A 21,729-nucleotide genomic window follows, 5' to 3' on the forward strand; every position below is an offset into this window, starting at 1 on the left:
GCAAATCATTTCGTATTTTCATTCGCAGGTATCTTCTTGCGCGGCGGCACCGGAAACGCCCAAGAAATCATAAGCTCTGCGGGGTAGTGCGCGAGGAACGAACGTGCGAACTCGGGATCACTGCATTCCAGCCAATCGTCCCAAGACTCGCGCGGCACGACGACTAGGGCGCGCTTTTCATCGCCAGCCTTGTGAAAGCGCTTCATCAGCGGGTGCTCATCCGCATTGATTGTCAGCTGGGTGAACGAGTACTCCGGACCAGCATCACTTTCCCATTCCTTCCATAGGCCCGTGACGGCGAACATGCTTTCGTCGGCCATCCCAACTCCCCATCTCACTGCCTTGCCGGATTCGTAGCAGGGCTCATAGAAAGCTGTCATCGGCACCAGGCATCGGTGCGACTTCGCCCAAGCGTTCGTGAAGGTGCGTTTCTCGCCGACGCTCTCGCTGCGAGCGTTCATGCTGTCGAACCGTACGCCCGGCGGAAGCCGGCGAACTGGAACCATGCCGTATGTCGCCAGTACGGCTTCAGGCCCGTCATCGCTCTTGCGGATGATCGGGGCAGGGTAGTCCTTCCAGGTCTCTGGCTTCCATGCGTCTTCCATACGAAGAACGATTCCGGTTGCCCTTAACTGCTCACGATCAGGAGGGCGGTAATTTACACACATGCGCTGTTCTCCCTCATGCCTTTGGCTGCTCTGAAATTTTCGGAAACAAGTCCTTAATTGGTACGTGGAAGAACTTGGTGTGCTCCGAAAGCCACACGGCGCTAGAGTACATAAGAAATACCAGGATGGCCCCAGCAAGCCATCTGGCGGTCTGATGCAACCACAGGTACCACATGTCCGCCCGTTCAGCTTGCCGCTTAACACGTTCGTGTTTTAGGGAGCGCAGTTGAACGCTCGCTTGCCTGTCCTGCTCATCCTGCCAAACCTGATGCTGATTCTGATTTAGCTCGTCGATTTGGTCGCACGCTTCAAGAGCGGATAGAAGGACGGCCTGAATTTCGTTGAGGAATAAAAGGTCTTCGCGATGCGTTGTGACGTATTGAAGAAGTGCTTCACGGTCGTCATTCATTGCCGGTAGGTGCTTTCCATTTAGCTTGTCGTTGACACCGATGATTTTCGTCCTCAAGTTGCCTATTGCCGTGCCAATGCTCCCTAATGTGCTGTTCGCGACGATATCCATGAGTGCACTGGGCCAAACCCGAATGGTTGTAATTCTGTAATTTTGCCTTCGCACTGGCTGTGGCGCCATACTGTATGCCTACCCAGTAATGCTGGGCAGCTTTTGCTCGCCAGAATTCAGATCAGAATCAGTGATTTCAGAGTAGGGCGCCTGCGTAACAGCCTCATCTAATGCAAATGGCAGAGTGTCTTAGCAGCAACTAACGTTGATTTATTGCTACAACGGTGTGATAAAATTACTAATAATAGATTTACTAGGAATTTCACCATGCTTGAACTTGGTCGCAGTTCATGTGGCCGATGCGACCACGAACTTAACCATAGCCTCCACAAATGCGAAGGTTGTCAGGGCACAATCGTTTATGGTGCGACCGGAGAGGAGGTCGCGAAATCCGCGAACAACTGGTCCATTCTGTTCGGGCATAGTGCGGCACTTGTGAACTACGTACTGCCGTACATTATCAATTCGGGCTGGAGTTCTGAGATACCACTGGGTTGGGGCTTCGGCGAGTGGGCTATCTTTGGCGTCGGCGCAGGCCTTCTCTGGGGGTACCTGATAGGAACAGAGAGAGCCTACGCGGTACATTTCCTTGACGTGCGCACTTTCCACTACGTTTGAGTTTCAATCCCTCCGAGCGAGGGCTTTTTTCGTTTCGCCCTTTAGCTGCACGTCTTCAGATGATGGGCGATCTTCCTCAAACGCCGGCTAATACGTCGCAAAGCTGACATTCGAACTTGGGGTCTGGCGCTAGATCCCCGCAAGCCGACTCTCCATCACACCGATTGAAGAAGAGAAATCACTTTCAACGAAGTATGCGTTTTTCTTGCCGGTTGCTTCTTTCCAACTATGAAACTCGTCTAAATCCCACTTCAAGCCAAAGTATGTAACTTGGGCTGGTGATTTAGCAAGCACTTCCCAAATATGTCCATCTGCCTGATGCACTCGGACTCCCGATACGAAGACATGTCGAGCTTTTGCGGCTGTCGCCTTCCATTGGTTCTGCTGCGCCTCGACATATTCGGGGCAAACCTTTACGGCTTTACCTTCAGCGTACATGGCAATCGCGGGCGAAAGACTATCGTCATCAACGCAGCGGCGCAGCGTTTGCTGATGATCCAGTGGGCGCACGGGCGCCGAGATGTCGGCGCCGTTACCAGCAAAGGTACACCCCCGTAACATGTCAACGGGAGTATCAGGCCAGAAGTTGCAGGACCCATGAGGTTTCAACAGTCGCACATGGCGAGGAACCTTGTCGACCGCGTATTGGATATCAAATCCCAGAGAAGCGGCAGACAGCTCAAACAACAGGTCGTAGTTGAGCGTTGAATACACAACTCGATGAATCCCCAGTCTTTCAATTAGGGTCCGATACGCATTAGCAGGCCCAGGCGTGAAATGCGCCAAATACGCAGCGAGATCTCTTTGAAATGCCATGATGTTGCCATTCGCGTGCTCATAGTACTGCGCCATCCCTCGCTCAAAGCTGTCACGAAATTCCTGTCTAATCCCTTCGGGTATACTTCTCGCAATCACTGAATGCGCCTCCAAGCGGGCAAACAGCCCGTTTGCCCCATTCCCTAAAGGTGGGGGGTGGGGCACAACGTCCGCGCTGCCGTAACTCGCTCCTGCCCCCAGTAGTACTAACGACACCATATTGTTTAACCTATCGTTTAGTAACCAATGAAGGCAGTCTATCAGCAATTGCGCAACTTTAGCGTTGTCGGAAACTCCATTGGTATACTGTGCGCATGCACAGTAATGTCCGGCAGCTAAGACTCAATGGCATCAGCCGTTCCGACCGGGAATTCGGCAACGACCCCGGCATCAACGGTTGCATCCAGATGGTGCGTGTTGGCGCCCATATCCGAATTGGTTTGGAGCGCTGGGGCGATCATTCTCCGCACGCGAAATTGCTTCCACCGCTCTATGATGCCTATTGCGACACATGGAACGGCGACTCGATGCGCTGGTGTGGCTATCAGCGAGCGGATGATCGGTCGCCAACCTACTTGCAGGTGTGGGTGGTCAGGATATTAGGCGAGCGCCCGCCGCGTGGCGCGCCTGATATTTCGTGAGCAAGTCGCCGTTTAAAATACAGCTGTAAGTCATTGATATTTGCTGTTTTATACAGTGGTTCATGGTGGGTGCTGTATAATGTCGCCTTTCGCCCTAAGGGCTTGATTTCACGCAAAAAAGACCAATCCAGCAATGCTATCTACCGCTAACATCACCATGCAGTTCGGCGCCAAGCCGCTGTTCGAGAACATTTCCGTCAAGTTTGGCGACGGCAACCGCTACGGCCTGATTGGCGCGAACGGCTGCGGCAAGTCCACCTTCATGAAGATCCTGGGTGGCGACCTCGAACCGTCGGCCGGCAACGTCAGCCTGGACGCCAACGAGCGCCTGGGTAAGCTGCGTCAGGACCAGTTTGCGTACGAAGAAAAGCGCGTGCTGGACGTGGTCATGATGGGCCACACCGAGATGTGGGAAGCGATGAGCAAGCGTGACGCCATCTACGCTAACCCGGAAGCGACCGACGACGACTACATGGAAGCGGCCGAACTCGAAGGCAAGGTCGCCGAGTACGACGGCTACACTGCCGAAGCGCGCGCCGGCGAACTGCTGATGGGCGCCGGTATCGACATCAGCCTGCACCAGGGCCCAATGAGCGCCGTGGCGCCCGGCTGGAAGCTGCGCGTGCTGCTGGCGCAGGCCCTGTTCTCCAACCCGCACATCCTGCTGCTGGACGAACCGACCAATAACTTGGACATCGACACCATCCGCTGGCTGGAAGACACGCTGAACCAGCGCGATTCGACGATGATCATTATTTCCCACGATCGTCACTTCCTGAACCAGGTCTGCACCCACGTCGCCGACATGGACTACGGCACGCTGAAGATCTATCCGGGCAACTACGACGAATACATGCTGGCCTCGACCCAGGCCCGCAACCAGCAGCTGGCCAACAATGCCAAGGCCAAGGATAAAGTCGCCGAACTGCAGGATTTCGTGCGCCGCTTCTCGGCCAACAAATCCAAGGCCCGCCAGGCGACTTCGCGTGCCAAGATGATCGACAAGATCAAGATCGAGGACATCAAGCCATCCTCGCGCGCCTATCCGTTCGTGCGCTTCGACGGCGAGAAGAAGCTGCACCGCCTGGCCGTGGAAACCCAGGGCATCTCGAAAACCTACGACCGCACCCTGTTCAAGAACGTCGACCTCGCGGTGGAAGCGGGCGAACGGATTGCCATTATTGGCGCCAACGGCGCCGGCAAGACCACCATGCTGCGCTGCATCGGCGGCGAAGAGATCGCCGGCCTGAAGTCGGATACCGGCCTGGTGAAGTGGGCGGAAAACGCCAACGTCGGTTACATGCCGCAGGATCCAACCGAGGAATTCGCCGCTGACCTGAACCTGACCGACTGGATGGGCCAGTGGACCAAGGAAGGCGACGATGACCAGGCCGTGCGCTCCTCGCTGGGCCGCCTGCTGTTTGGCGGCGACGAAGTGAAGAAATCGGTGCGCGTCCTGTCGGGTGGCGAAAAAGGTCGTATGATGTACGGCAAGCTGATGTTGGGCCGTCACAATGTCCTGCTGCTGGACGAACCGACCAACCACATGGACATGGAATCGATCGAGTCGCTCAACATCGCCCTGGAAAAGTACGCCGGCACCCTGATCTTCGTGTCGCACGACCGCGAGTTCGTATCCTCGCTGGCCACCCGCATCATCGAGATCAAGGAAAACGAAGTCGTGGACTTCCGCGGCGGCTATGAGGAATATCTGAAGAGCCAAGGCATCGAGTAAATGAACGCGATTGTTGCACCCATTAAGACTGTCGAATTCGAAAAGCCAGTCGAAGGCGGCAGCTGCGTGGCCCATGCGTGGGCCCGCACCCCGGCACCTGTGCCGGCCAACGAAAAAATCCTGCTGAAGGAACGCATCAAGACCCTGCTGCGCGAGCGTAATGCTGTGCTGGTGGCCCACTACTATGTGGACGCCGACCTGCAGGACCTGGCCGAGGAAACGGGCGGCTGCGTTTCCGATTCGCTGGAGATGGCGCGCTTCGGGCGCGACCATCCGGCCAAGACCCTGGTGGTGGCCGGCGTGAAATTCATGGGCGAGACGTCCAAGATCCTCAGCCCGGAAAAAACCGTGCTGATGCCGGATCTGGACGCGACCTGTTCGCTGGACCTGGGCTGTCCTCCGGAAGACTTCATCGCCTTCTGCGACCAGCACCCGGACCGCACGGTGGTGGTGTATGCCAACACCAGCGCCGCCGTCAAGGCGCGCGCCGACTGGATGGTGACGTCCTCGATCGGCCTGGACATCGTCAAGCACCTGCACGAGCAGGGCAAGAAGATCCTGTGGGCGCCCGACAAGCACCTGGGTTCCTACATCCAGAAGCAGACCGGCGCGGACATGTTGCTGTGGCAGGGCTCCTGCCTGGTGCACGACGAGTTCAAGGGCGTCGAGCTGGACCTGCTGAAGGCCGAGCACCCGAACGCCAAGGTACTGGTGCATCCTGAATCGCCGGCTGCCGTCGTGGACCAGGCTGATGTCGTGGGTTCGACTTCGCAGCTGATCGCCGCCGCAGTAAGCCTGCCGGAAACGGAATTCATTGTCGCCACCGACAACGGCATCCTGCACAAGATGCGCATGGCGGCGCCGGGCAAGACCTTCATCGAAGCACCGACCGCCGGCAACAGCGCTACCTGCAAGAGCTGCGCGCACTGCCCGTGGATGGCGATGAACGGCCTGCGCAACCTGGTGGATGTGCTGGAAAACATGAACAACGAAATCCACGTCGATCCGGAAGTGGGCCGGCTGGCGCAGCGTTCGATCAACCGTATGCTCGATTTCGCCGCCGCCAAGAAGGCCAAGGTCGCGCCGGGCGCGGACCTGGCACAAGAAGCGCAACTGTTCAAAGGTATCGGTCCCGCATGAGCACACTGAAAAACAAATTCGCACCGTTTGACGATGCGCTGGCGGGCGCCTATGAGCGCAATCTGCTGGCCGCCTTGATGGAAGATATCGGCACCGGCGACCTGACCGGCAAGCTGGTGCCGGAAGAGGGCCGCGCCACCGCCCGCGTGATCGTGCGCGAAGAGGCCGTGCTGTGCGGCGCCCCGTGGTTTGAAGGCGTGATGGAAGCGCTCGATCCTTCCATCGGCATCGATTGGCATTACGCGGAGGGCGACCTGATGGCCGCCGATACCCCGGTCTGCACCATCATCGGCCCGGCCCGCGCCATCCTGACGGCTGAACGCTCGGCGCTGAATTTCATGCAATTGATGTCGGGCGTGGCGACGGCGACCCGCCGTTATGTCGACGTGATCGCCGGCACTTCGGCTGCCATCCTCGACACCCGCAAGACGCTGCCGGGCCTGCGCCTGGCGCAGAAATACGCGGTGCGTGTGGGCGGCGGCCAGAACCAGCGCCTGGCGCTGTACGACGGCATCCTGATCAAGGAAAACCATATCGCGGCGGCTGGCGGCATCACCGCCGCCCTGGTCGCGGCCAAGCGTCTGGACGCGAAAGTCAGCATCCAGGTTGAGGTGGAAACGCTGGAGCAGCTGGAAGAAGCCCTGTCGGCTGGCGCGGTATCCATCCTGCTCGACAACTTCAGCCTGGAGATGATGCGTGCTGCGGTTCAGCAAAACGGCGGCCGTGCGCTGCTGGAAGCATCCGGTGGCGTCAACTTCGATACCGTGCGCGCCATCGCCGAAACCGGCGTGCACCGCATCTCCATCGGGGCCCTGACCAAAGACGTCAAGGCGACCGATTTCTCGCTGCGCATCATTGGCTGATCGCGTCCCTGCAAGCGATCTTCGCATGCCGCAGTGACAATGCGTGACTATGTTTGGCAATTAGCGGCGTAAAGTGTTTTGCTGGAGCCGCCGCTCCGGCGTCTCCAACATCTCAACCGTAGACTGGAGGAGACGCCATGTCAGACCTACTGCACATCAGCTCCACCCTGGCGAAAATCATCGCCAGGATCAATCCTTACATATGGGAAGTTATCGGCGGCGGGCCGCTGGGCAAACGCTTCCAGATATCTACCTTGGCGGCCGATCCGGAACCGGCGCCATGGCGCCAGGAAAACGCCTGGCTGCGGGAAGCACAGTTTGCCGCGGTCGAAGTGGCACGGCGGCAGGTCTACGCCGCTTGCGCCATCGCTACCCAAGGCGGTGACCCGGCCGCCTTCACCAAGGGGGCGCTGGAAGATTGGTGCCCAACCGGCGCGCCGCCGCGCCTGCCTTCCAAATTCCCCACTGAGCAGCGCATTCCGCGCCCGCCCAAACCCGCCGACCTGGAACTGTATTCCTTGCCAATTACGGGTGCCATTGCCATCATCGTCGAGAGCGAATCGATCGCTGATCCGGCCCTGGCCAAGTTGATTGCCGACTTCGGGGCTGCAGTGCTGGACCGCTCCGCCACCTACGCTACTGAAACCCTGCGCAGCGCCCGCTAGTCAGGAATGGCCGCCGCCTTCGCGCACTGGGGTGAGCTGGAGCTCCAGGTCGACACGGGATTGCAGGGTGGTGGCCTCGCCGGGGCGGGGCAGTAGCACATGTAGAACTGAGACTGACGCCGGCTATGGGACTTTTGGCGGCGGTTGAACTTGAGCTTTTAAGGTATCGAGCTGTTTTTGCTGGTTGTCCAGCCGTATCTGCATCTCATTTCTTTCCTTCAGCATTTGGGCGATTTGATCTTGGGCCCGCGCAAAATCCCGCGCGCTGTCCGTTTGCTGCTCGGCCTGTTTGCTTTCCGCCTTTTGCAAGCGTCCTTTGAGCTCGGTGATTTCTTTCCCCTTTTCCTGTTCCACCTTTGCTTTCGCTTGCTCCACAGCCTTATCGTAAGCGACTTGGCCCAGCTGGCTGTCAGAGATGACGGTCTGCACTCGACCGCCCTCCTGGATTTTGCTGTTGGTCTGGTCGAGCGATGAGTTGATGATTTCCTTGGCTGTTTGCTGCGTGCAGATATCGCCGTAGCGTTCCAGGGCCAGGTAAGCTTGCTGGAAATTCGGGAAAGCTTGCAGCTGCAATTTTTCCGCTTGCTTATCCAGTAGCGAGAACATATGCGCTTTCACCTTGTTCGAATTGGGGGCGAGGAAGAATGACTGGGAAAAGGATTTTTCAAAGCCATTTGCGGCAGTGAATCCTGCGCCATAAACACCTACTGTTAAAGGGTTGGCCTTTCCGATCCCAAGCAATGTGGTTCCTAAATCCTGGATCACGTTCTGGTTGCTTTGGGCATAATTGAAGCGGATCTCGGCCTCCGCCAAGCTACGGAACCAGCGCAGACATGAGACGTTGACGACGGTGATGCCCTTCTCGACATAATCCTTGAGGATCTTGAGGGAGGCCGTAGCGTCTTTGTCGACCTGCACATCCTTGGCCAACTGCAAAGCTTGGTAATACTGTTCATACGGGCTCTTTGCCGCCATTGCGACGCTGTCGGCCATGATCGGCGCGTCCTTGGGAAGTTCAGGGTCTACTGTATGGATGGGTGGTGGAGCGATGCCGGAATAAGCGCCGTCCGGCGAGAACAAGTTGCGCAGCGAGGTACATCCAGCTAATTGTGCGAGAACACAGGCGATCAACAGCTTTCGCATGGCATTATCCTCCTGGGCTTGCGAATTTTCTTAATAGTTGTAGGAATGGACCTACAACGGTACGCAAAACTCTGGCTTGTTTTCTAACAAATTGTCACATTGCCATTAAAAACAACAGTGCCCAGCCTTGGCCAGGGCTGCCGGCAATCGGCGGATGACTTGATCACGCAATAAAAAAGGCTGCCCTTAGGCAGCCTTTTGATTGTTGCAGGAACGCTTAGTCGTGCGCGTAGATATTGTTGTCCTTGGTCTCGCGGACAAACAGTGCGCCAATCACCAAGGTCGCCAGGGCGATGACAATCGGGTACCACAGGCCGAAGTAGATGTCGCCCTTGAAGGCCACCAGCGCGAAGGCGGTGGTTGGCAGCAGGCCGCCGAACCAGCCGTTACCGATATGGTAGGGCAGCGACATCGAGGTGTAGCGAATGCGGGTCGGGAACAGCTCCACTAGCATGGCGGCGATCGGGCCGTACACCATGGTCACATACAGCACCAGCACCCACAGGATCAGCACCATCATCGGCTTGTTGATCTGGGCCGGATCGGCCTTGGCAGGATAGCCGGCGGATTTCACCGTTTCAGCCACGGCCTTTTTCAGTTCGCCTTCCTTTTTCTTGGAGTCGGCATTGAAGTTCAGGCCGTCGGCGGTCATCGTAGCGTTAAAGGACTGCACTTCCTTGTCGCCTACCTTGATCGTGGCAACGGTGCCGGCGGGGGCGTCCTGGCGGGTGTAGGCCACCGAAGCTTTGGACAGCATCGACGTGGCGATATCGCAGGACGATGGGAATTTCTTCTCGCCGGTGGCGTTGAACTGGAAGTGGCAGGAGTTCGGATCGGCCACCACCACCACAGGCGAATTCTTGATCGCCGACTCCAGTTGCGGATTGCCGTAGTGGGTCAGGGCGCCGAACAGGGGGAAGTAGGTCGCAGCGGCAATCATGCAGCCGCCCAGGATGATCCACTTGCGGCCGATCTTGTCGGACAGGCTGCCGAAGAAGATGAAGAACGGCGTTGCCAGTATCAGCGCAATGGCGATCAGGATGTTGGCGGTGGCGATGTCGATCTTCAGCGTCTGGATCATGAAGAACAGCGCATAGAACTGGCCGGTGTACCAGACGACGGCCTGGCCCATGGTCAGGCCGAACAACGCCAGGATCACGACCTTGAGGTTCTTCCATTGGCCGAAGGCTTCGCTCAGCGGCGCCTTGGAAGTCTTGCCTTCCGCCTTCATCTTGGCAAAAGCAGGGGATTCGTTCATCGACAGGCGGATCCACACCGAGATGCCCAGCAGCGCAACGGACACCAGGAACGGAATACGCCAGCCCCAGGCTTCAAATTCTTCCAGCGGCATGGACTGGCGGCAGGCCAGGATCACCAGCAGCGAAAGGAAAAAGCCCAAGGTTGCGGTGGTCTGGATCCACGCGGTGAACATGCCGCGCTTGCCGTGCGGCGCATGTTCCGCCACATAGGTCGCGGCACCGCCGTATTCGCCGCCCAGCGCCAGGCCTTGCAGCAGGCGCAGGGTGACCAGGATGATTGGCGCCGCCACGCCGATGCTGGCGTAGTTGGGCAGCAGGCCGACGATGAAGGTCGACATACCCATGATCAGGATGGTGACCAGAAAGGTATATTTGCGGCCGATCATGTCGCCCAAACGGCCGAACACGATGGCGCCGAAGGGGCGCACGATGAAGCCCGCGGCGAAGGCCAGGAGGGCGAAGATGAAGGACGTGGTGGGGTCGCCCACGAAGAACTGCTTGGCGATGATCGATGCCAGCGAACCGTAAAGGTAAAAGTCGTACCATTCGAACACGGTACCGAGGGACGAGGCGAAGATGACCTTCTTCTCTTCCTTGGTCATGGGGGCGGCCTTGCCGCCGCCCAGGTTCCGCGCGTCGGCGGTTCCAGAACTGATTGCCATGATGCTTGTCTCCAGATTAATAGTTAGTATTTCAAATGCTTCAACGGCAGGATGCAGTCTGGACCTCTATCCTTACATCATTCTTGCTTGAAACTTACACAAAACTTACATACACGGCAATGAAGCGAACGACCGTGCTAAAGCTGTGCTATGCTCGTTCGAAACCATCCGATGTGGGAGATGCGCATGACCGAAGCAGTGAGCGTTGCCCGGCTGGCGTCAAGGCTATTGAGCCGCCGTGACGTCGAGTTCATGCTGTATGAGTGGCTCGATAGCGAGGCCCTCGCCAAGCGCCCGCGCTTTGCCGACCATAGCCGCGAGACCTTTACCGCTGCGCTCGATACCGCCGAGCAGATCGCCAGCGAGCTGTTTGCCCCGCACAACAAACTGGGCGACCAGCGCGAGCCGCAGTTCGACGGCGAGCGTGTCAGCGTCATCCCTGAAATCAAGCGCGCCCTGGACGCGTTTTCGGCGGCGGGCTTGATGGCCGCCGGCCAGGATTACGCCCTGGGCGGCATGCAGTTGCCGCTGACAGTGGAGAAAGCCATCACGGCTTACTTCACCGCCGCTAATATGGCCACTTCCAGCTATGCCTTCCTCACCATCGGCAATGCCAATACGCTGCTCAAATGCGCCTCCACCGCGCAAGTCGAACATTTCGTGCGGCCCATGCTGGAAGGGCGCTGGTTCGGCACCATGTGCCTGAGCGAGCCGCAGGCCGGCTCCAGCCTGTCGGATATCAGCACCCGCGCCGAACGCGATGGCGAGCACCAGTTCCGCCTGGCCGGCAACAAAATGTGGATCTCCGCCGGCGAGCACGAATTGGCCGAGAACATCGTGCATCTGGTGCTGGCCAAGATTCCCGGACCCGACGGCAACCTGGTGCCCGGCGTGAAAGGCATTTCGCTCTTCATCGTTCCCAAATTCCTCGAGAACGGCGAGCGTAACGACATCGCCCTGGCAGGCCTGAACCACAAGATGGGCAACCGCGGCACCACCAATTGCCTGCTCAATTTCGGTGAAGGGAAACACCGGCCGCAGGGGCGCGCAGGCGCTATCGGCTTCCTGGTGGGGCGTGAAGGCCAGGGCCTGGTCAATATGTTCCACATGATGAACGAAGCGCGTATTGGCGTCGGCTTGTGCGCCGCGGTGCTTGGCTATACCGGCTATCTGCACGCGCTGGACTATGCGCGTGAACGCCCGCAGGGACGCCATCCCGCCGCCAAGGACCCGTCCTCGCCGCAGCTGCCCATCATCGCCCACACCGATGTGCGGCGCATGCTGCTGGCCCAAAAGGCGTACGCGGAAGGCGCCTTGGGCTTGTGCCTGTACAGCGCGCGCCTGGTCGACGATGAACACACCGGCGAGAGCCCCGAACTCCGCCAGCGCGCCGGCCGCCTGCTGGAGTTCCTGACGCCCATCGCCAAGTCCTGGCCCGCGCAATGGGGGCTGGAAGCGAACAACCTGGCGATCCAGGTGCATGGCGGCTACGGCTATACCCGCGACTACAATGTGGAGCAGTTCTATCGTGACAACCGCCTGAACCAGATCCACGAGGGCACCCATGGGATCCACGGCCTGGACCTGCTGGGCAGGAAGGCGGTCATCCACGACGGGGCGCTGCTGACGACCGTCGCCGAGGAAATCCGCGCTACGGTGCTGACCGCGCGCGCCAGCGGCGAGGGCCAGCTGGTTTCGCACGCGGCAGCCCTGGAGGCGGCCTGGCGTCGGGTTGAAGAAGTTACCGGCGCCCTGTATGCTGCCCCCGACCTGAACCAGACCCTGGCCAATGCCACGGTCTACCTGGAAGCGGTGGGGCATGTGGTGGTCGCCTGGATCTGGCTGCAGCAGGCGATAGCGGCCGTGGCCAGGCTGCCGGAAGACGACAATTTCCGGCGCGGCAAACTGCAGGCCTGCCGCTATTTTTATCAATGGGAGCTGCCAAAGGTCCAGCCGCAGCTGGATTTGCTGGCGGCGCTGGACACGACGGCGCTCGATATGCGCGACGCGTGGTTCTGAGGAAAACTGAATGATCAAGCACATCGTCATGTGGAAGCTGAAAGAGCAGGCCGAAGGCGCCGACCGCGCCACCAACGCGGTCCGAATGAAGGAAATGCTGCTGGCCTGCGCCGGCATTGTGCCCGGCATCCTGAAGCTGGAAGTGGGCCTCGCCGAAGCCGGGCTGGAGGCGACCTACGACGTGGTGCTGTATTCCGAATTCGACAGCAGGGAAGCGCTCGACGCTTACCAGTCGCACCCGCAGCACCAGGCACTCAAACCATTTTTTAGCGCTGTGCGCGATGCGCGCCAGTGCATGGACTACACCATATAAGGAGACATGCATGCGAACTACCCAGGAACTCTTCGACCTGACCGGCAAAACTGCGCTGGTTACCGGCGGCTCGCGCGGCCTCGGGCTGCAGATGGCGCTGGCGCTGGGCGAATTGGGCGCAAGGCTGGTGATCACCTCGCGCAAGCAGGCCGACCTCGATGAAGCGGTCGCCCTGCTCAAAGAGCGCGGCGTTGAAGCCGTGGCCATCGCCTCCGACCTGGGCAAGGAAGCATCGATCGATCCGCTGGTGGATGCGGCCCTGGACGCGCTGGGCGGCCATATAGACATCCTGGTAAACAACGCCGGCGCGACTTGGGGCGCTCCGGCCGAGGACTATCCGCTGGAGGCCTGGGACAAGGTGATGAACCTGAACGTGCGCAGCATCTTCCTGCTGTCGCAGGCGGTGGGCAAGCGTTCCATGATCCCGCGCCGCTCCGGCCGCATTATCAATATCGCCTCCATCGCCGGCCTGGCCGGCAACGGCCCCGGCACCATGAAGACCGTCGCTTACAATACGTCCAAGGCGGCCTTGATCAATTTCACCCGCGCGCTGGCCGGCGAATGGGGCGAGTACGGCATCAACGTCAACGCGCTGGCGCCGGGCTTCTTCCCGTCCAAACTCAGCGCGGGCGTGATCAAGGCCATGGGCGAAGACAAGCTGGCGGCCGCGGCGCCGCTGCAGCGCCTGGGCGGGGATGAAGACCTGAAGGGCGCGGTGGCGCTGTTCGCCTCGGATGCCGGCAGGCATATCACGGGCCAGGTGCTGGCCGTGGATGGCGGGGTTTCAGCAGTTTAAGGAGTTTGCATGACCAAGTATCAACGCATCGTGCTGGCCTCGCGCCCGCGCGGTGTCGTCGTGCCGGAAAATTTCCGGCTCGAGGAAATCGACGTGCCGGCGCTGGCCGAGGGCCAACTGCTGGTGCGTAACCATTACCTGTCGCTGGACCCGTATATGCGCGGCCGTATGAGCGACGCGAAGAGCTACGCCGCGCCGCAGCCTCTGGAACAGACCATGATCGGCGGCACCGTAGGCGAAGTGGTGGAGTCGCGCCATCCCGGCTTTGCGGCAGGCGAATTCGTGGCGGGCATGTTCGGCTGGGCCGAGATGGGCGTGTCGGACGGCGAGGGCTTGCGCAAGGTCGATACGGCTGCCATCCCCGCTGCGGCGCATCTCGGTGCGGTGGGCATGCCGGGTATGACCGCCTGGTACGGCATGCACGAGATCCTGCGCCCGCGGCTGGGCGAGACAGTCGTGGTCTCGGCCGCCAGCGGCGCCGTGGGCAGCGCTGTCGGCCAGTTGGCCCGGCTGGCGGGCTGCCGCGCGGTAGGCATCGCGGGCGGCAAGGCCAAATGCGACTACGTGGTCAATGAATTGGGGTTCGATGCCTGCGTCGACTACAAGGCCGGCAACCTGAAGGCGGACCTGGCGGCGGCCACGCCGAATGGGATCGACGCCATCTTCGAGAATGTCGGCGGCGACGTGTTCGACACGGCCTTGGGCCGCACCAATGCATTTGCCCGGGTGGCCTTGTGCGGCCTGCTGGCCGGCTACACGGGCGCCGAGATCCCGATCCGCAACGCCAAGAAGCTGCTCTTGAACCGCATCACCCTGCGCGGCTTCATCGTCACCGAGCATATGGACATGTGGCCGCAGGGGCTGTCTGAAATGGGCCGGCTGGTGGCGTCGGGCCAATTGAAATACCGCGAAAGCGTTTCCCAGGGCCTGGCCTCCGCGCCGCAAGCCCTTATCGGCCTGCTTCAAGGCCTCAACTTCGGCAAACAACTTGTGAAACTCATCGAATGAAAAACTTCCAAGGCAAGGTTGCAGTGATCACCGGTGGCGCGAGCGGCTTCGGCCGCGAATTCGCGCTGAAAGCCCACGCGCTGGGCATGAAGCTGGTGCTGGGCGATGTCCAGCAGGACGCGCTTGACGCGACGACGGCGGAGCTGCGCGGCCTCGGCGCCCAGGTTGCGGCGCTGCGCTGCGACGTGCGCCAGTCGGCCGATGTGCAGGCCCTGGCCGATGCGGCCATGCGCGAATTCGGCGCGGTGCACCTTGTCTTTAATAACGCTGGCGTCGGTTTCGGCGGCTTGCTGTGGGAGGCCAGCGAGGCGGACTGGGATTGGGTGATGGGCGTGAACGTTTCCGGCGTCGTGCACGGCGTGCGGATCTTCACCCCGCTGATGCTGGAATGCGCGAAACGCGATCCGGCCTATGAAGGCCACATCGTCAACACCTCCTCCATGGCCGGCGTTCTCTGCCCGCCGGTGATGGGCGTCTACAACGTCTCCAAACATGCCGTGGTGGCGCTGACGGAGAGCCTGTACCACGATCTGGCGCTGGTGCAGGCCCCGATCGGCGCGTCGGTCCTGTGCCCGTTTTTCGTCCCGACCGGAATCCACCAGTCGCACCGCAACCGCCCGCAGGACATGCCGATGGCAGGCCGCCCCACCGCCAGCCAGATGGCGGCGCAATCCATGGTCTCGAAGGCCGTCACTTCCGGTAAGGTGTCGGCCCAGGACGTCGCCGAGCTGACCTTCGCAGCCATCGCGGAAGAGCGGTTCTACATCTTCACCCATCCGCAAGCACTGGACGGCGTGGCCCAGCGGGCGCGCGATATGGTGGCGCAAACCAATCCGGCCGACCCGTACGCGGCCACGCCGCAAGTGCGCGACGCCTTGCGCGCCATGTTGTGAGAGAATGCGCGGCATGACAACGACACTCCGCTTTGGCGACTGGCCATCGATGCAGGCCGACGCAAAACCGATCCGCATGGAAGTCTTCGTGCAGGAGCAGAACGTGCCTGCCGACCTCGAAATGGACGACATGGACGCCGCCTGCCTACACGCGGTGGCCTATGACGCGGCCGGCCGGCCGCTCGGTACCGGACGCCTGCTGCCCGACGGGCATATCGGGCGCATGGCAGTACTGCGCACTGCGCGCGGTTCAGGCGTTGGCGGCGCCATCTTGAAAGGCCTGATGGCGAAGGCGCGCGAACGCGGCGACCGGCAGGTTGTGCTCAGCGCCCAAACCCATGCGGCGGAGTTCTACCTGGCCCATGGTTTCGCCATGGCCGGCGAGGTCTTCGAGGAAGCAGGCATTCCCCACATCGAAATGCACTACGAATTCTAGGAGTTGAGAATGAAACGTTCCATGATCGCGCTTGGCGTTTGCGCAGTGTTCGGCGCTGGCGTCCTGGTTGGCTCCATCAGTCCGATCCAGGTGGCGCAGGCCCAGGTGGGCGGCGTCGCCATGCCTTGGCCGGCGGCCGCCGCGGCGCCCGCCACAGCGAGCGGCCCGACCCATTTCTACGCCATCGATACCGGCACCCGCACCTTGATCTCCTGCACCCGCCAGGGCAAAGACAAGCCGACCTGCACGCGCGAGCAGCTGCCTTAACGGATCTGGATTTCGTGCAGTTCCGCCGGGCTGTCCGCGTACAGCTTGACCACGGTCGAACTGCGCGTGCCGTAGTTTGGCGACTCGATCTTCACGGCTGACAGCACCCGTTCCAGCTCCAGCGGCACGCCGGTTTCCGGCAGGCGCATGTCTGGTGCCCGGGTGGTGTCGGACAGCATCTCGAAATAAGCGTCCTCCGGCGCGCCCAGGCACAGCAGACTGGCGAATTGCGCCTTGGTTTTAAGCACCTTGGGCCAGGCCGAATCGAGCAGGGCGTTGGACAGCCCGTAGATGCCCGGCTCCAGCGCCTTGCCGTTGCGCGGGTCTTCTTCCCCCTTGTTGGAATACCAGACCAGCTCCTTGCCGTCGCACAGCACCAGGTTGAAACCGTTGTACTGGGCGGCGCCCGGCGCGATCTGTGCCACATACTCCTGTGCTGTCATGGCCCCGGCCAGGAAATCGGCCACCAGTTGGCCGCGCGACGGCGCCAGCGGATTATGGTCCCGCGGCTGGCGCACATTGGTGAGCGCCGCAAAGCGCGAGGGTGCGCTGCCGGCCGGATAGGGGGGCGGATGCGCGGCTGGCTGTTCGCCGGCGCCGCACTCGGCGCGCGGCATCGGCTGGGCTTCGGAGGCGGCGGCTGTGCCGGGACGCGTGATGCCCATCCAGCTGCCGCCAGCCTTCAGGTCCCGCCCGGCGAAGATCTGGGGCGCATCGGGCCAGGCTGCGGCCGGGGTGGTGTCGCGATCATAAAACTCATCGCGGTTGGCGGCGGCGATCAGGGGCACGCCCGGAACGACCTGCCAGGCAAAGACGATCAGGCACATGGCGGCATGTCCTCGAACACTTCCATATGGCGCGGGCCGGAAATCCAGCGCGCCAGGCCCGCCTGGGCCACGGCGTTGGCGAGCTCGACGTGCAGGCTGGCCGGGGCAGCCGGATAGACTTCCATCCAGGTTTGCACCCCTTCCGGCGCTTCCGGCCTCCGCTTAAGCTGCGCGGCAATACCATGCGCGGCCGCCAGGCCGGCCTGCATGGCCATGACAGCTTGCTGCAGGCTTGCCGCCTGCCCGGCCTGCACCTTGTAATACACGTAGAGGTCCATGCTCAGACGTCAAGCTTGTCCAGCGCGTAAGGCAGGGGCTTGAACTGCAGGGCAGGGCCGCTGGCCGAGCCGAAACGCACGTCGCCGGCCTCAAGTGCTTCCAATTTCATTTCCACCAGCGCGTCGACGCCGCCAGCGCCGTTGCGCGCGGTGTTGACCACCATCCCGCATGGCTGCTCGGGATCGGCCGGGGAAAACACTTCCGCGCCCGGCATGGCGCCCGCATCGGCGATGCTGGCCAGCGCCGTGCGGCGTTTCAGTTTGCCCAGGTATTGGCTGCGGGCCACGATTTCCTGGCCCGGATAGCAACCTTTCTTGAAGTTCACGCCGCCCAGCAGTTCGAAGTTGACCATTTGCGGGACGAATTGCTCCTGGGTGCCTGCGCCCACCTGCGGCACGCCGGCATGGATTTCCGACAGGCGCCAGGCTTCGTCGCCGCCCACATGCAGGCGATCCTTCAGCACCGGCGCCGCGACCGTGGCGGTGTCCGCCGTGGCCAGCCACAGGTAGCGCGGCGAACCGAAGGCATCGGCGACGCGCAGCAGCGTGCCCAGCGGATGGTCGATTTTGCTGAACGGCGTGGCCGGCAGCACGTCGAACCAGGTCTGCAGCACCGCTTCGCCGTCGGCGCCGCCGATGGCCAGGGTTACGTATTGGTCCGTGACATCGGCCGGTTTGGTTTTGGCGCGCAGGATGAACATCTGCAGGCGTTTCTGGATGGCAGGCTGGATCGCCCGCGGCAGTTGCAGGAAGATCGACTCGGCCGTGCGCCACATCAGGAACGATGCCAGCATGCGCCCCTTGGGCGAGCAGTAGCCGGCCAGGCGCACGTCGCCCAGGCCCAGATGCTCGACATCGTTGGTCAACTGGCTGTGCAGGAAGGTGGCCGATTCTTCGCCGCTGAAAGCGATCAAGCCCTGCTCGCCGAGCGGGGCGGCAAACCCGGCGGCCAACTGGCCGGCGGTCAGCGTTTCTTGTTCCTGAGTCAAAAGTTGATTCCAGCTATTCATAATTTCCCATATCCTGACGATGAAGCATTATCATTACGGGCTTCATTATAGTGATCCCGCGCAAATTCCGCCGGGGGCCTGGAATTTGCTGTCGTCCAGGTTGAAACTGGTTCACGATGGCTTTATAGAACGGGCATTTGGAAATGGCGTTTTTCAGCAAGACGATCACCTTGGGTGTGTTGGCCGCGGCCGGAGCCGTGGGCGGGTTTGCCTGGTGGGCAGGCCAGCCGGTCCTGGACGACCAGCGGGCGATTGAATTCACCATCAGCAAAGGCAGCGGCGCCAGCGCCGCCGGCCAACAGATGGTCGCCGCCGGCGTGCCGATCCAGCCGCTGATGTTCAACCTGCTGGCCAGGGCGACAGGCAAGAGCGGCCAGCTCAAAGCTGGCACGTACGAGCTGAAACCTGGCACGACGCCGCTGCGCCTGATCGACCAGTTGGTGCGCGGCGAGTTCGCCCAGGAGTCGCTGACCATCATCGAGGGCTGGACTTTCCGCCAGATGCGCCAGGCGATCGCCGCGCATGAAGGCTTGAAGCATGACACGGCCGAACTGAGCGACCGCGAGCTGATGGCGCGCATCGATCCCGACTTCAAGGAGCCGGAAGGCCTGTTCTTCCCGGACACCTACCTGTTCGCCAAGCATTCAAGCGAGCTGGCGATTTACCGCCAGGCGCACAGCATGCTGATGAAACGCCTGGCCGAAGCCTGGGACAAGCGCGCGTCCGGCCTGCCTTATAAGTCGCCCTATGAAGCCCTGACCATGGCGTCGATTGTTGAAAAGGAAACCGGGCAAAAGTCGGAACGCGGTATGATCGCGGCCGTATTTGTAAACCGGCTCAAGATCGGCATGCTGCTGCAGACCGACCCGACCGTGATTTACGGCATCGGGCCTAAGTTCGATGGCAATATCCGCAAGAAGGACCTGGAGACCGACACTCCCTACAATACCTATACGCGCACCGGCTTGCCACCGACCCCGATTGCGCTGCCGGGGGTGGCTTCGCTGACCGCAGCCCTGGCCCCGGCCAAGTCCAGCGCGCTGTACTTTGTGGCGCGCGGCAATGGCACCAGCCAGTTTTCCGATAACCTGACCGACCATAACCGGGCGGTCAACCAGTACCAACGATAATGACAAAGCGCGGTAAATTCATCACATTCGAGGGCATCGACGGTGCCGGCAAATCGACCCATATCCAGTTCGTTGGCGGGCTGGTGAAGGCGCGCGGCCTTGAGCTGGTCAGTTCGCGCGAGCCGGGAGGCACCCCGCTGGGCGAAAAACTGCGCGAATTGTGGCTGCACGAAACCATGCACGTGGAAACCGAAACCCTGCTGGTATTCGCCAGCCGGCGCGAGCATGTGGCCCAGGTGATCGAACCGGGCCTGGCACGCGGCGCCTGGGTCATTTCCGACCGTTTTACCGATGCCAGCTTCGCCTACCAGGGGGGCGGGCGCGGCCTCAGCCGTGACAAGCTGGAAACCCTGGCGCAATGGGTGCACCCGGGCCTGGAACCGGACCTGACCATCCTGTTCGACGTGCCGCTGGAAGTGGCGCGCGCGCGCCTCGACGCCACGCGCGAGCTGGACCGTTTCGAACGGGAACAGGCCGATTTCTTCATGGCGACCCGCGCCGAATACCTGCGCCGCGCCGCCGAGGCGCCGCAGCGTTTCCGCGTGATCGACTCGACCCGCAGCATTGCCGACATCCAGGCTGAACTGGCACAGATCGTGGGGGCGCTCGAGTGAGCGGCCAGATATATCCCTGGCAGCACGGCGCCTGGCAGCAGCTGCAGCAGCTGCGCCAGCGCATGCCCCATGCGATCCTGTTCCACGGCGCCAACGGCATCGGCAAGGCGCATTTCATCGAACAGTTCGCTCAGGCGCTGCTGTGCGAGGATGGACAGCCGGACGGCCATGCCTGCGGCGCCTGCCCGAGCTGCGGCTGGTTCCAGCAGCAGAGCCATCCGGACTATCGCCGCGTGCGCCCCGAAGCTATGGAGGATGAACCCGGCGAAGGCGAGGAGGGCGAGGATAAGAAGGCGGCCAAGAAAGCCCCGTCGCGCGAGATCAAGATCGAGCAGATCCGTGCCCTGGCCGATTTCATGAACATCTCGACCCACCGCCAGGGTTTGCGGGTGGTGGTGCTGTATCCGGCCGAAGCGCTGAATATGCCGGCTTCGAATGCCCTGCTGAAAACGCTGGAAGAGCCGCCGCCGGGCACCGTCTTCCTGCTGGCGTCCAACGGACTGGACCGTGTGCTGCCGACCATTTTGTCGCGCTGCCGCAAATTTGCCATGCCCATGCCCGCCCACGCCGAAGCGCTGGCCTGGCTCCAGCAACAGGGCGTGCCCGATGCCGACAGCTGGCTGCGCGAGCAGGGCGGTTCGCCGCTGGCCGCCGCCCTTGCCTCGGAGACGGGCAACCGCGAAGAATTGGACGCCCTGCTGGCGTACCTGGCCCGTCCCAGCGTGGACGGTGCGCTGAAAACTGCCGACAAATTGCAGAAAGTACCGCTGACGGCATTGGTTTCCTGGCAACAGCGCTGGCTTTACGACTTGTTTTCGTACAAACTAGCAGGAAACATCCGTTATTATCCCCGTTACCAGCGCGAGCTGGCCGGCCTGGCGGACAAGGTGAACATCAGCCGCCTGATGGGAGCGATCAAGGGCGCCAACGAACGGCGCGCAACATCGGACCACCCCCTGTCGCCAAAATTGTTTATTGAAGATATGCTTCTTGACTACACTGCTTGCTGTAGCTGAAGAAAGGAAAAAATGAGCGCAAGCCCAAACGATGCAACCGCTGCGGCGGTCAACCGCCCAACCGTGTTGTCCCTGGCCATCAAGGAAAAGGCAGCCCTGTACGCGGCCTATATGCCCTTCCTGAAACATGGCGGCATGTTCGTGCCTACCCAAAAGCCCTACAAGATCGGCGACGAGATCTATCTGCTGCTGACCCTGATGGACGACCCGAACAAGTATGCGATCGCCGGCAAGGTGGTCTGGCTCACGCCGCAGGGCGCGGCCAATAACAAGACCCAGGGCATCGGCGTGCACTTCCCGGATGACGAGACCGGCACCCGCGCCCGCCTGCGCATCGAGGAAATCCTGGGCGCAGCGCTGCGCTCGTCGCGCGCCACCCACACGCTGTAAGG

General features: G+C 61.2%; 24 protein-coding genes. 16 read left to right on the top strand and 8 right to left on the bottom strand.

Annotation, left to right across the window (positions count from 1 at the left end):
• Positions 1 to 5: 5 nt before the first annotated feature.
• The 3 genes from H597_RS32780 to H597_RS0128115 form a co-directional block, all read right to left on the bottom strand.
• Positions 6 to 605, bottom strand: a complete 600-nt coding sequence (locus H597_RS32780) for an SOS response-associated peptidase (protein ID WP_307581297.1) — start codon at positions 603 to 605, stop codon at positions 6 to 8.
• Between the two features lie 76 nt (positions 606 to 681).
• Entirely contained in the window at positions 682 to 1,188 is a 507-nt protein-coding gene (locus tag H597_RS0128105; RefSeq protein ID WP_028105056.1) for a hypothetical protein, read from the bottom strand.
• A 747-nt stretch (positions 1,189 to 1,935) separates the two neighbouring features.
• On the bottom strand, positions 1,936 to 2,658 hold the full coding sequence (locus H597_RS0128115; protein WP_211232097.1) for an SIR2 family protein: 723 nt from the start codon (positions 2,656 to 2,658) through the stop codon (positions 1,936 to 1,938).
• A 278-nt stretch (positions 2,659 to 2,936) separates the two neighbouring features.
• On the opposite strand from H597_RS0128115, the gene H597_RS35260 reads away from it, so the two are divergent.
• The 5 genes from H597_RS35260 (at position 2,937) to H597_RS0128140 (ending at position 7,666) form a co-directional block, all read left to right on the top strand.
• On the top strand, positions 2,937 to 3,263 hold the full coding sequence (locus H597_RS35260) for a hypothetical protein (protein WP_154668313.1): 327 nt from the start codon (positions 2,937 to 2,939) through the stop codon (positions 3,261 to 3,263).
• A gap of 133 nt (positions 3,264 to 3,396) precedes the next feature.
• Positions 3,397 to 4,998 (top strand): ABC-F family ATPase, encoded by a 1,602-nt coding sequence (locus H597_RS0128125; RefSeq protein WP_028105059.1) that lies wholly within the window; start codon positions 3,397 to 3,399, stop codon positions 4,996 to 4,998.
• Entirely contained in the window at positions 4,999 to 6,138 is a 1,140-nt protein-coding gene (gene nadA, locus H597_RS0128130; RefSeq protein WP_028105060.1) for a quinolinate synthase NadA, read from the top strand.
• Complete coding sequence (nadC, locus tag H597_RS0128135) at positions 6,135 to 7,001, top strand: carboxylating nicotinate-nucleotide diphosphorylase (protein ID WP_028105061.1); 867 nt, start codon at positions 6,135 to 6,137, stop codon at positions 6,999 to 7,001. Before nadA ends, nadC begins: the two co-directional genes overlap by 4 nt.
• Positions 7,002 to 7,138: 137 nt before the next feature.
• Positions 7,139 to 7,666, top strand: coding sequence for a hypothetical protein (locus H597_RS0128140; protein WP_028105062.1), 528 nt, complete (start codon positions 7,139 to 7,141; stop codon positions 7,664 to 7,666).
• 123 nt (positions 7,667 to 7,789) lie between these two features.
• Here the strand turns inward: H597_RS0128140 and H597_RS0128150 are convergent, their stop codons facing one another.
• Positions 7,790 to 8,809, bottom strand: coding sequence for a hypothetical protein (locus H597_RS0128150; protein WP_028105063.1), 1,020 nt, complete (start codon positions 8,807 to 8,809; stop codon positions 7,790 to 7,792).
• A 217-nt stretch (positions 8,810 to 9,026) separates the two neighbouring features.
• Entirely contained in the window at positions 9,027 to 10,730 is a 1,704-nt protein-coding gene (locus H597_RS0128155; RefSeq protein WP_028105064.1) for an MFS transporter, read from the bottom strand.
• Positions 10,731 to 10,943: 213 nt separating this feature from the next.
• Between H597_RS0128155 and H597_RS0128160 the strand changes: the two genes are divergently transcribed.
• The 7 genes from H597_RS0128160 to H597_RS0128190 are packed head-to-tail and all read left to right on the top strand — an operon-like array spanning position 10,944 to position 16,462.
• Positions 10,944 to 12,749, top strand: coding sequence for an acyl-CoA dehydrogenase (locus tag H597_RS0128160; protein ID WP_028105065.1), 1,806 nt, complete (start codon positions 10,944 to 10,946; stop codon positions 12,747 to 12,749).
• A 10-nt stretch (positions 12,750 to 12,759) separates the two neighbouring features.
• Entirely contained in the window at positions 12,760 to 13,062 is a 303-nt protein-coding gene (locus H597_RS0128165) for a Dabb family protein (RefSeq protein WP_028105066.1), read from the top strand.
• Between the two features lie 10 nt (positions 13,063 to 13,072).
• Positions 13,073 to 13,858 carry an SDR family oxidoreductase gene (locus tag H597_RS0128170; protein ID WP_028105067.1) on the top strand — a complete coding sequence of 262 codons (786 nt, stop codon included), beginning with the start codon at positions 13,073 to 13,075 and terminating at the stop codon, positions 13,856 to 13,858.
• A gap of 9 nt (positions 13,859 to 13,867) precedes the next feature.
• Positions 13,868 to 14,866 carry an NADP-dependent oxidoreductase gene (locus H597_RS0128175; protein ID WP_028105068.1) on the top strand — a complete coding sequence of 333 codons (999 nt, stop codon included), beginning with the start codon at positions 13,868 to 13,870 and terminating at the stop codon, positions 14,864 to 14,866.
• The gene (locus H597_RS0128180; RefSeq protein WP_028105069.1) at positions 14,863 to 15,759 is read left to right on the top strand and encodes an SDR family oxidoreductase; all 897 of its coding nucleotides are present in this window, start codon (positions 14,863 to 14,865) and stop codon (positions 15,757 to 15,759) included. Before H597_RS0128175 ends, H597_RS0128180 begins: the two co-directional genes overlap by 4 nt.
• Positions 15,760 to 15,772: 13 nt before the next feature.
• Positions 15,773 to 16,195, top strand: a complete 423-nt coding sequence (locus tag H597_RS0128185) for a GNAT family N-acetyltransferase (RefSeq protein WP_028105070.1) — start codon at positions 15,773 to 15,775, stop codon at positions 16,193 to 16,195.
• Between the two features lie 9 nt (positions 16,196 to 16,204).
• A complete protein-coding gene (locus tag H597_RS0128190; protein ID WP_154668314.1) occupies positions 16,205 to 16,462 on the top strand; it encodes a hypothetical protein in 258 nt (85 codons plus the stop codon).
• Here the strand turns inward: H597_RS0128190 and H597_RS0128195 are convergent.
• From H597_RS0128195 to ygfZ, 3 genes are read right to left on the bottom strand one after another with little or no spacing between them, the layout of a single operon-like run.
• Positions 16,459 to 17,289 (bottom strand): NRDE family protein, encoded by an 831-nt coding sequence (locus H597_RS0128195; protein WP_028105072.1) that lies wholly within the window; start codon positions 17,287 to 17,289, stop codon positions 16,459 to 16,461. The genes H597_RS0128190 and H597_RS0128195 overlap by 4 nt on opposite strands.
• Positions 17,280 to 17,567, bottom strand: a complete 288-nt coding sequence (locus tag H597_RS0128200) for a DUF4936 family protein (RefSeq protein WP_028105073.1) — start codon at positions 17,565 to 17,567, stop codon at positions 17,280 to 17,282. The genes H597_RS0128195 and H597_RS0128200 overlap by 10 nt, the downstream gene beginning before the upstream one ends.
• A 2-nt stretch (positions 17,568 to 17,569) precedes the next feature.
• Positions 17,570 to 18,577, bottom strand: a complete 1,008-nt coding sequence (ygfZ, locus tag H597_RS0128205; RefSeq protein ID WP_028105074.1) for a CAF17-like 4Fe-4S cluster assembly/insertion protein YgfZ — start codon at positions 18,575 to 18,577, stop codon at positions 17,570 to 17,572.
• A gap of 143 nt (positions 18,578 to 18,720) precedes the next feature.
• Here ygfZ and mltG point away from each other — a divergent pair, with 143 nt between their 5' ends.
• From mltG to H597_RS0128225, 4 genes are read left to right on the top strand one after another with little or no spacing between them, the layout of a single operon-like run.
• Complete coding sequence (gene mltG, locus H597_RS0128210) at positions 18,721 to 19,707, top strand: endolytic transglycosylase MltG (RefSeq protein ID WP_028105075.1); 987 nt, start codon at positions 18,721 to 18,723, stop codon at positions 19,705 to 19,707.
• Positions 19,707 to 20,321, top strand: coding sequence for a dTMP kinase (gene tmk, locus H597_RS0128215; RefSeq protein ID WP_028105076.1), 615 nt, complete (start codon positions 19,707 to 19,709; stop codon positions 20,319 to 20,321). Before mltG ends, tmk begins: the two co-directional genes overlap by 1 nt.
• Positions 20,318 to 21,337, top strand: coding sequence for a DNA polymerase III subunit delta' (locus tag H597_RS0128220; RefSeq protein ID WP_028105077.1), 1,020 nt, complete (start codon positions 20,318 to 20,320; stop codon positions 21,335 to 21,337). The genes tmk and H597_RS0128220 overlap by 4 nt, the downstream gene beginning before the upstream one ends.
• Before the next feature lie 12 nt (positions 21,338 to 21,349).
• Complete coding sequence (locus H597_RS0128225; protein ID WP_028105078.1) at positions 21,350 to 21,727, top strand: PilZ domain-containing protein; 378 nt, start codon at positions 21,350 to 21,352, stop codon at positions 21,725 to 21,727.
• Positions 21,728 to 21,729 lie beyond the last annotated feature (2 nt).

The organism is Pseudoduganella violaceinigra DSM 15887 (assembly GCF_000425385.1).
GTDB classification, from domain to species: Bacteria; Pseudomonadota; Gammaproteobacteria; order Burkholderiales; family Burkholderiaceae_D; genus Rugamonas; species Rugamonas violaceinigra.

What these genes read in the sequence shown, in the direction of transcription:
- nadC (WP_028105061.1), top strand. Translation starts at nt 6,135, where the DNA reads ATGAGCACACTGAAAAACAAATTCGCACCGTTTGACGATGCGCTGGCG.
- H597_RS0128175 (WP_028105068.1), top strand. Translation starts at nt 13,868, where the DNA reads ATGACCAAGTATCAACGCATCGTGCTGGCCTCGCGCCCGCGCGGTGTC.
- H597_RS32780 (WP_307581297.1), bottom strand. Translation starts at nt 605, where the DNA reads ATGGAAGACGCATGGAAGCCAGAGACCTGGAAGGACTACCCTGCCCCG.
- H597_RS0128190 (WP_154668314.1), top strand. Translation starts at nt 16,205, where the DNA reads ATGAAACGTTCCATGATCGCGCTTGGCGTTTGCGCAGTGTTCGGCGCT.
- H597_RS0128140 (WP_028105062.1), top strand. Translation starts at nt 7,139, where the DNA reads ATGTCAGACCTACTGCACATCAGCTCCACCCTGGCGAAAATCATCGCC.
- H597_RS35260 (WP_154668313.1), top strand. Translation starts at nt 2,937, where the DNA reads ATGCACAGTAATGTCCGGCAGCTAAGACTCAATGGCATCAGCCGTTCC.
- nadA (WP_028105060.1), top strand. Translation starts at nt 4,999, where the DNA reads ATGAACGCGATTGTTGCACCCATTAAGACTGTCGAATTCGAAAAGCCA.
- H597_RS0128125 (WP_028105059.1), top strand. Translation starts at nt 3,397, where the DNA reads ATGCTATCTACCGCTAACATCACCATGCAGTTCGGCGCCAAGCCGCTG.
- H597_RS0128185 (WP_028105070.1), top strand. Translation starts at nt 15,773, where the DNA reads ATGACAACGACACTCCGCTTTGGCGACTGGCCATCGATGCAGGCCGAC.
- H597_RS0128170 (WP_028105067.1), top strand. Translation starts at nt 13,073, where the DNA reads ATGCGAACTACCCAGGAACTCTTCGACCTGACCGGCAAAACTGCGCTG.
- H597_RS0128225 (WP_028105078.1), top strand. Translation starts at nt 21,350, where the DNA reads ATGAGCGCAAGCCCAAACGATGCAACCGCTGCGGCGGTCAACCGCCCA.
- mltG (WP_028105075.1), top strand. Translation starts at nt 18,721, where the DNA reads ATGGCGTTTTTCAGCAAGACGATCACCTTGGGTGTGTTGGCCGCGGCC.
- ygfZ (WP_028105074.1), bottom strand. Translation starts at nt 18,577, where the DNA reads ATGAATAGCTGGAATCAACTTTTGACTCAGGAACAAGAAACGCTGACC.
- H597_RS0128115 (WP_211232097.1), bottom strand. Translation starts at nt 2,658, where the DNA reads ATGGCGCAGTACTATGAGCACGCGAATGGCAACATCATGGCATTTCAA.
- H597_RS0128150 (WP_028105063.1), bottom strand. Translation starts at nt 8,809, where the DNA reads ATGCGAAAGCTGTTGATCGCCTGTGTTCTCGCACAATTAGCTGGATGT.
- H597_RS0128180 (WP_028105069.1), top strand. Translation starts at nt 14,863, where the DNA reads ATGAAAAACTTCCAAGGCAAGGTTGCAGTGATCACCGGTGGCGCGAGC.
- H597_RS0128200 (WP_028105073.1), bottom strand. Translation starts at nt 17,567, where the DNA reads ATGGACCTCTACGTGTATTACAAGGTGCAGGCCGGGCAGGCGGCAAGC.
- tmk (WP_028105076.1), top strand. Translation starts at nt 19,707, where the DNA reads ATGACAAAGCGCGGTAAATTCATCACATTCGAGGGCATCGACGGTGCC.
- H597_RS0128165 (WP_028105066.1), top strand. Translation starts at nt 12,760, where the DNA reads ATGATCAAGCACATCGTCATGTGGAAGCTGAAAGAGCAGGCCGAAGGC.
- H597_RS0128195 (WP_028105072.1), bottom strand. Translation starts at nt 17,289, where the DNA reads ATGTGCCTGATCGTCTTTGCCTGGCAGGTCGTTCCGGGCGTGCCCCTG.
- H597_RS0128105 (WP_028105056.1), bottom strand. Translation starts at nt 1,188, where the DNA reads ATGGATATCGTCGCGAACAGCACATTAGGGAGCATTGGCACGGCAATA.
- H597_RS0128155 (WP_028105064.1), bottom strand. Translation starts at nt 10,730, where the DNA reads ATGGCAATCAGTTCTGGAACCGCCGACGCGCGGAACCTGGGCGGCGGC.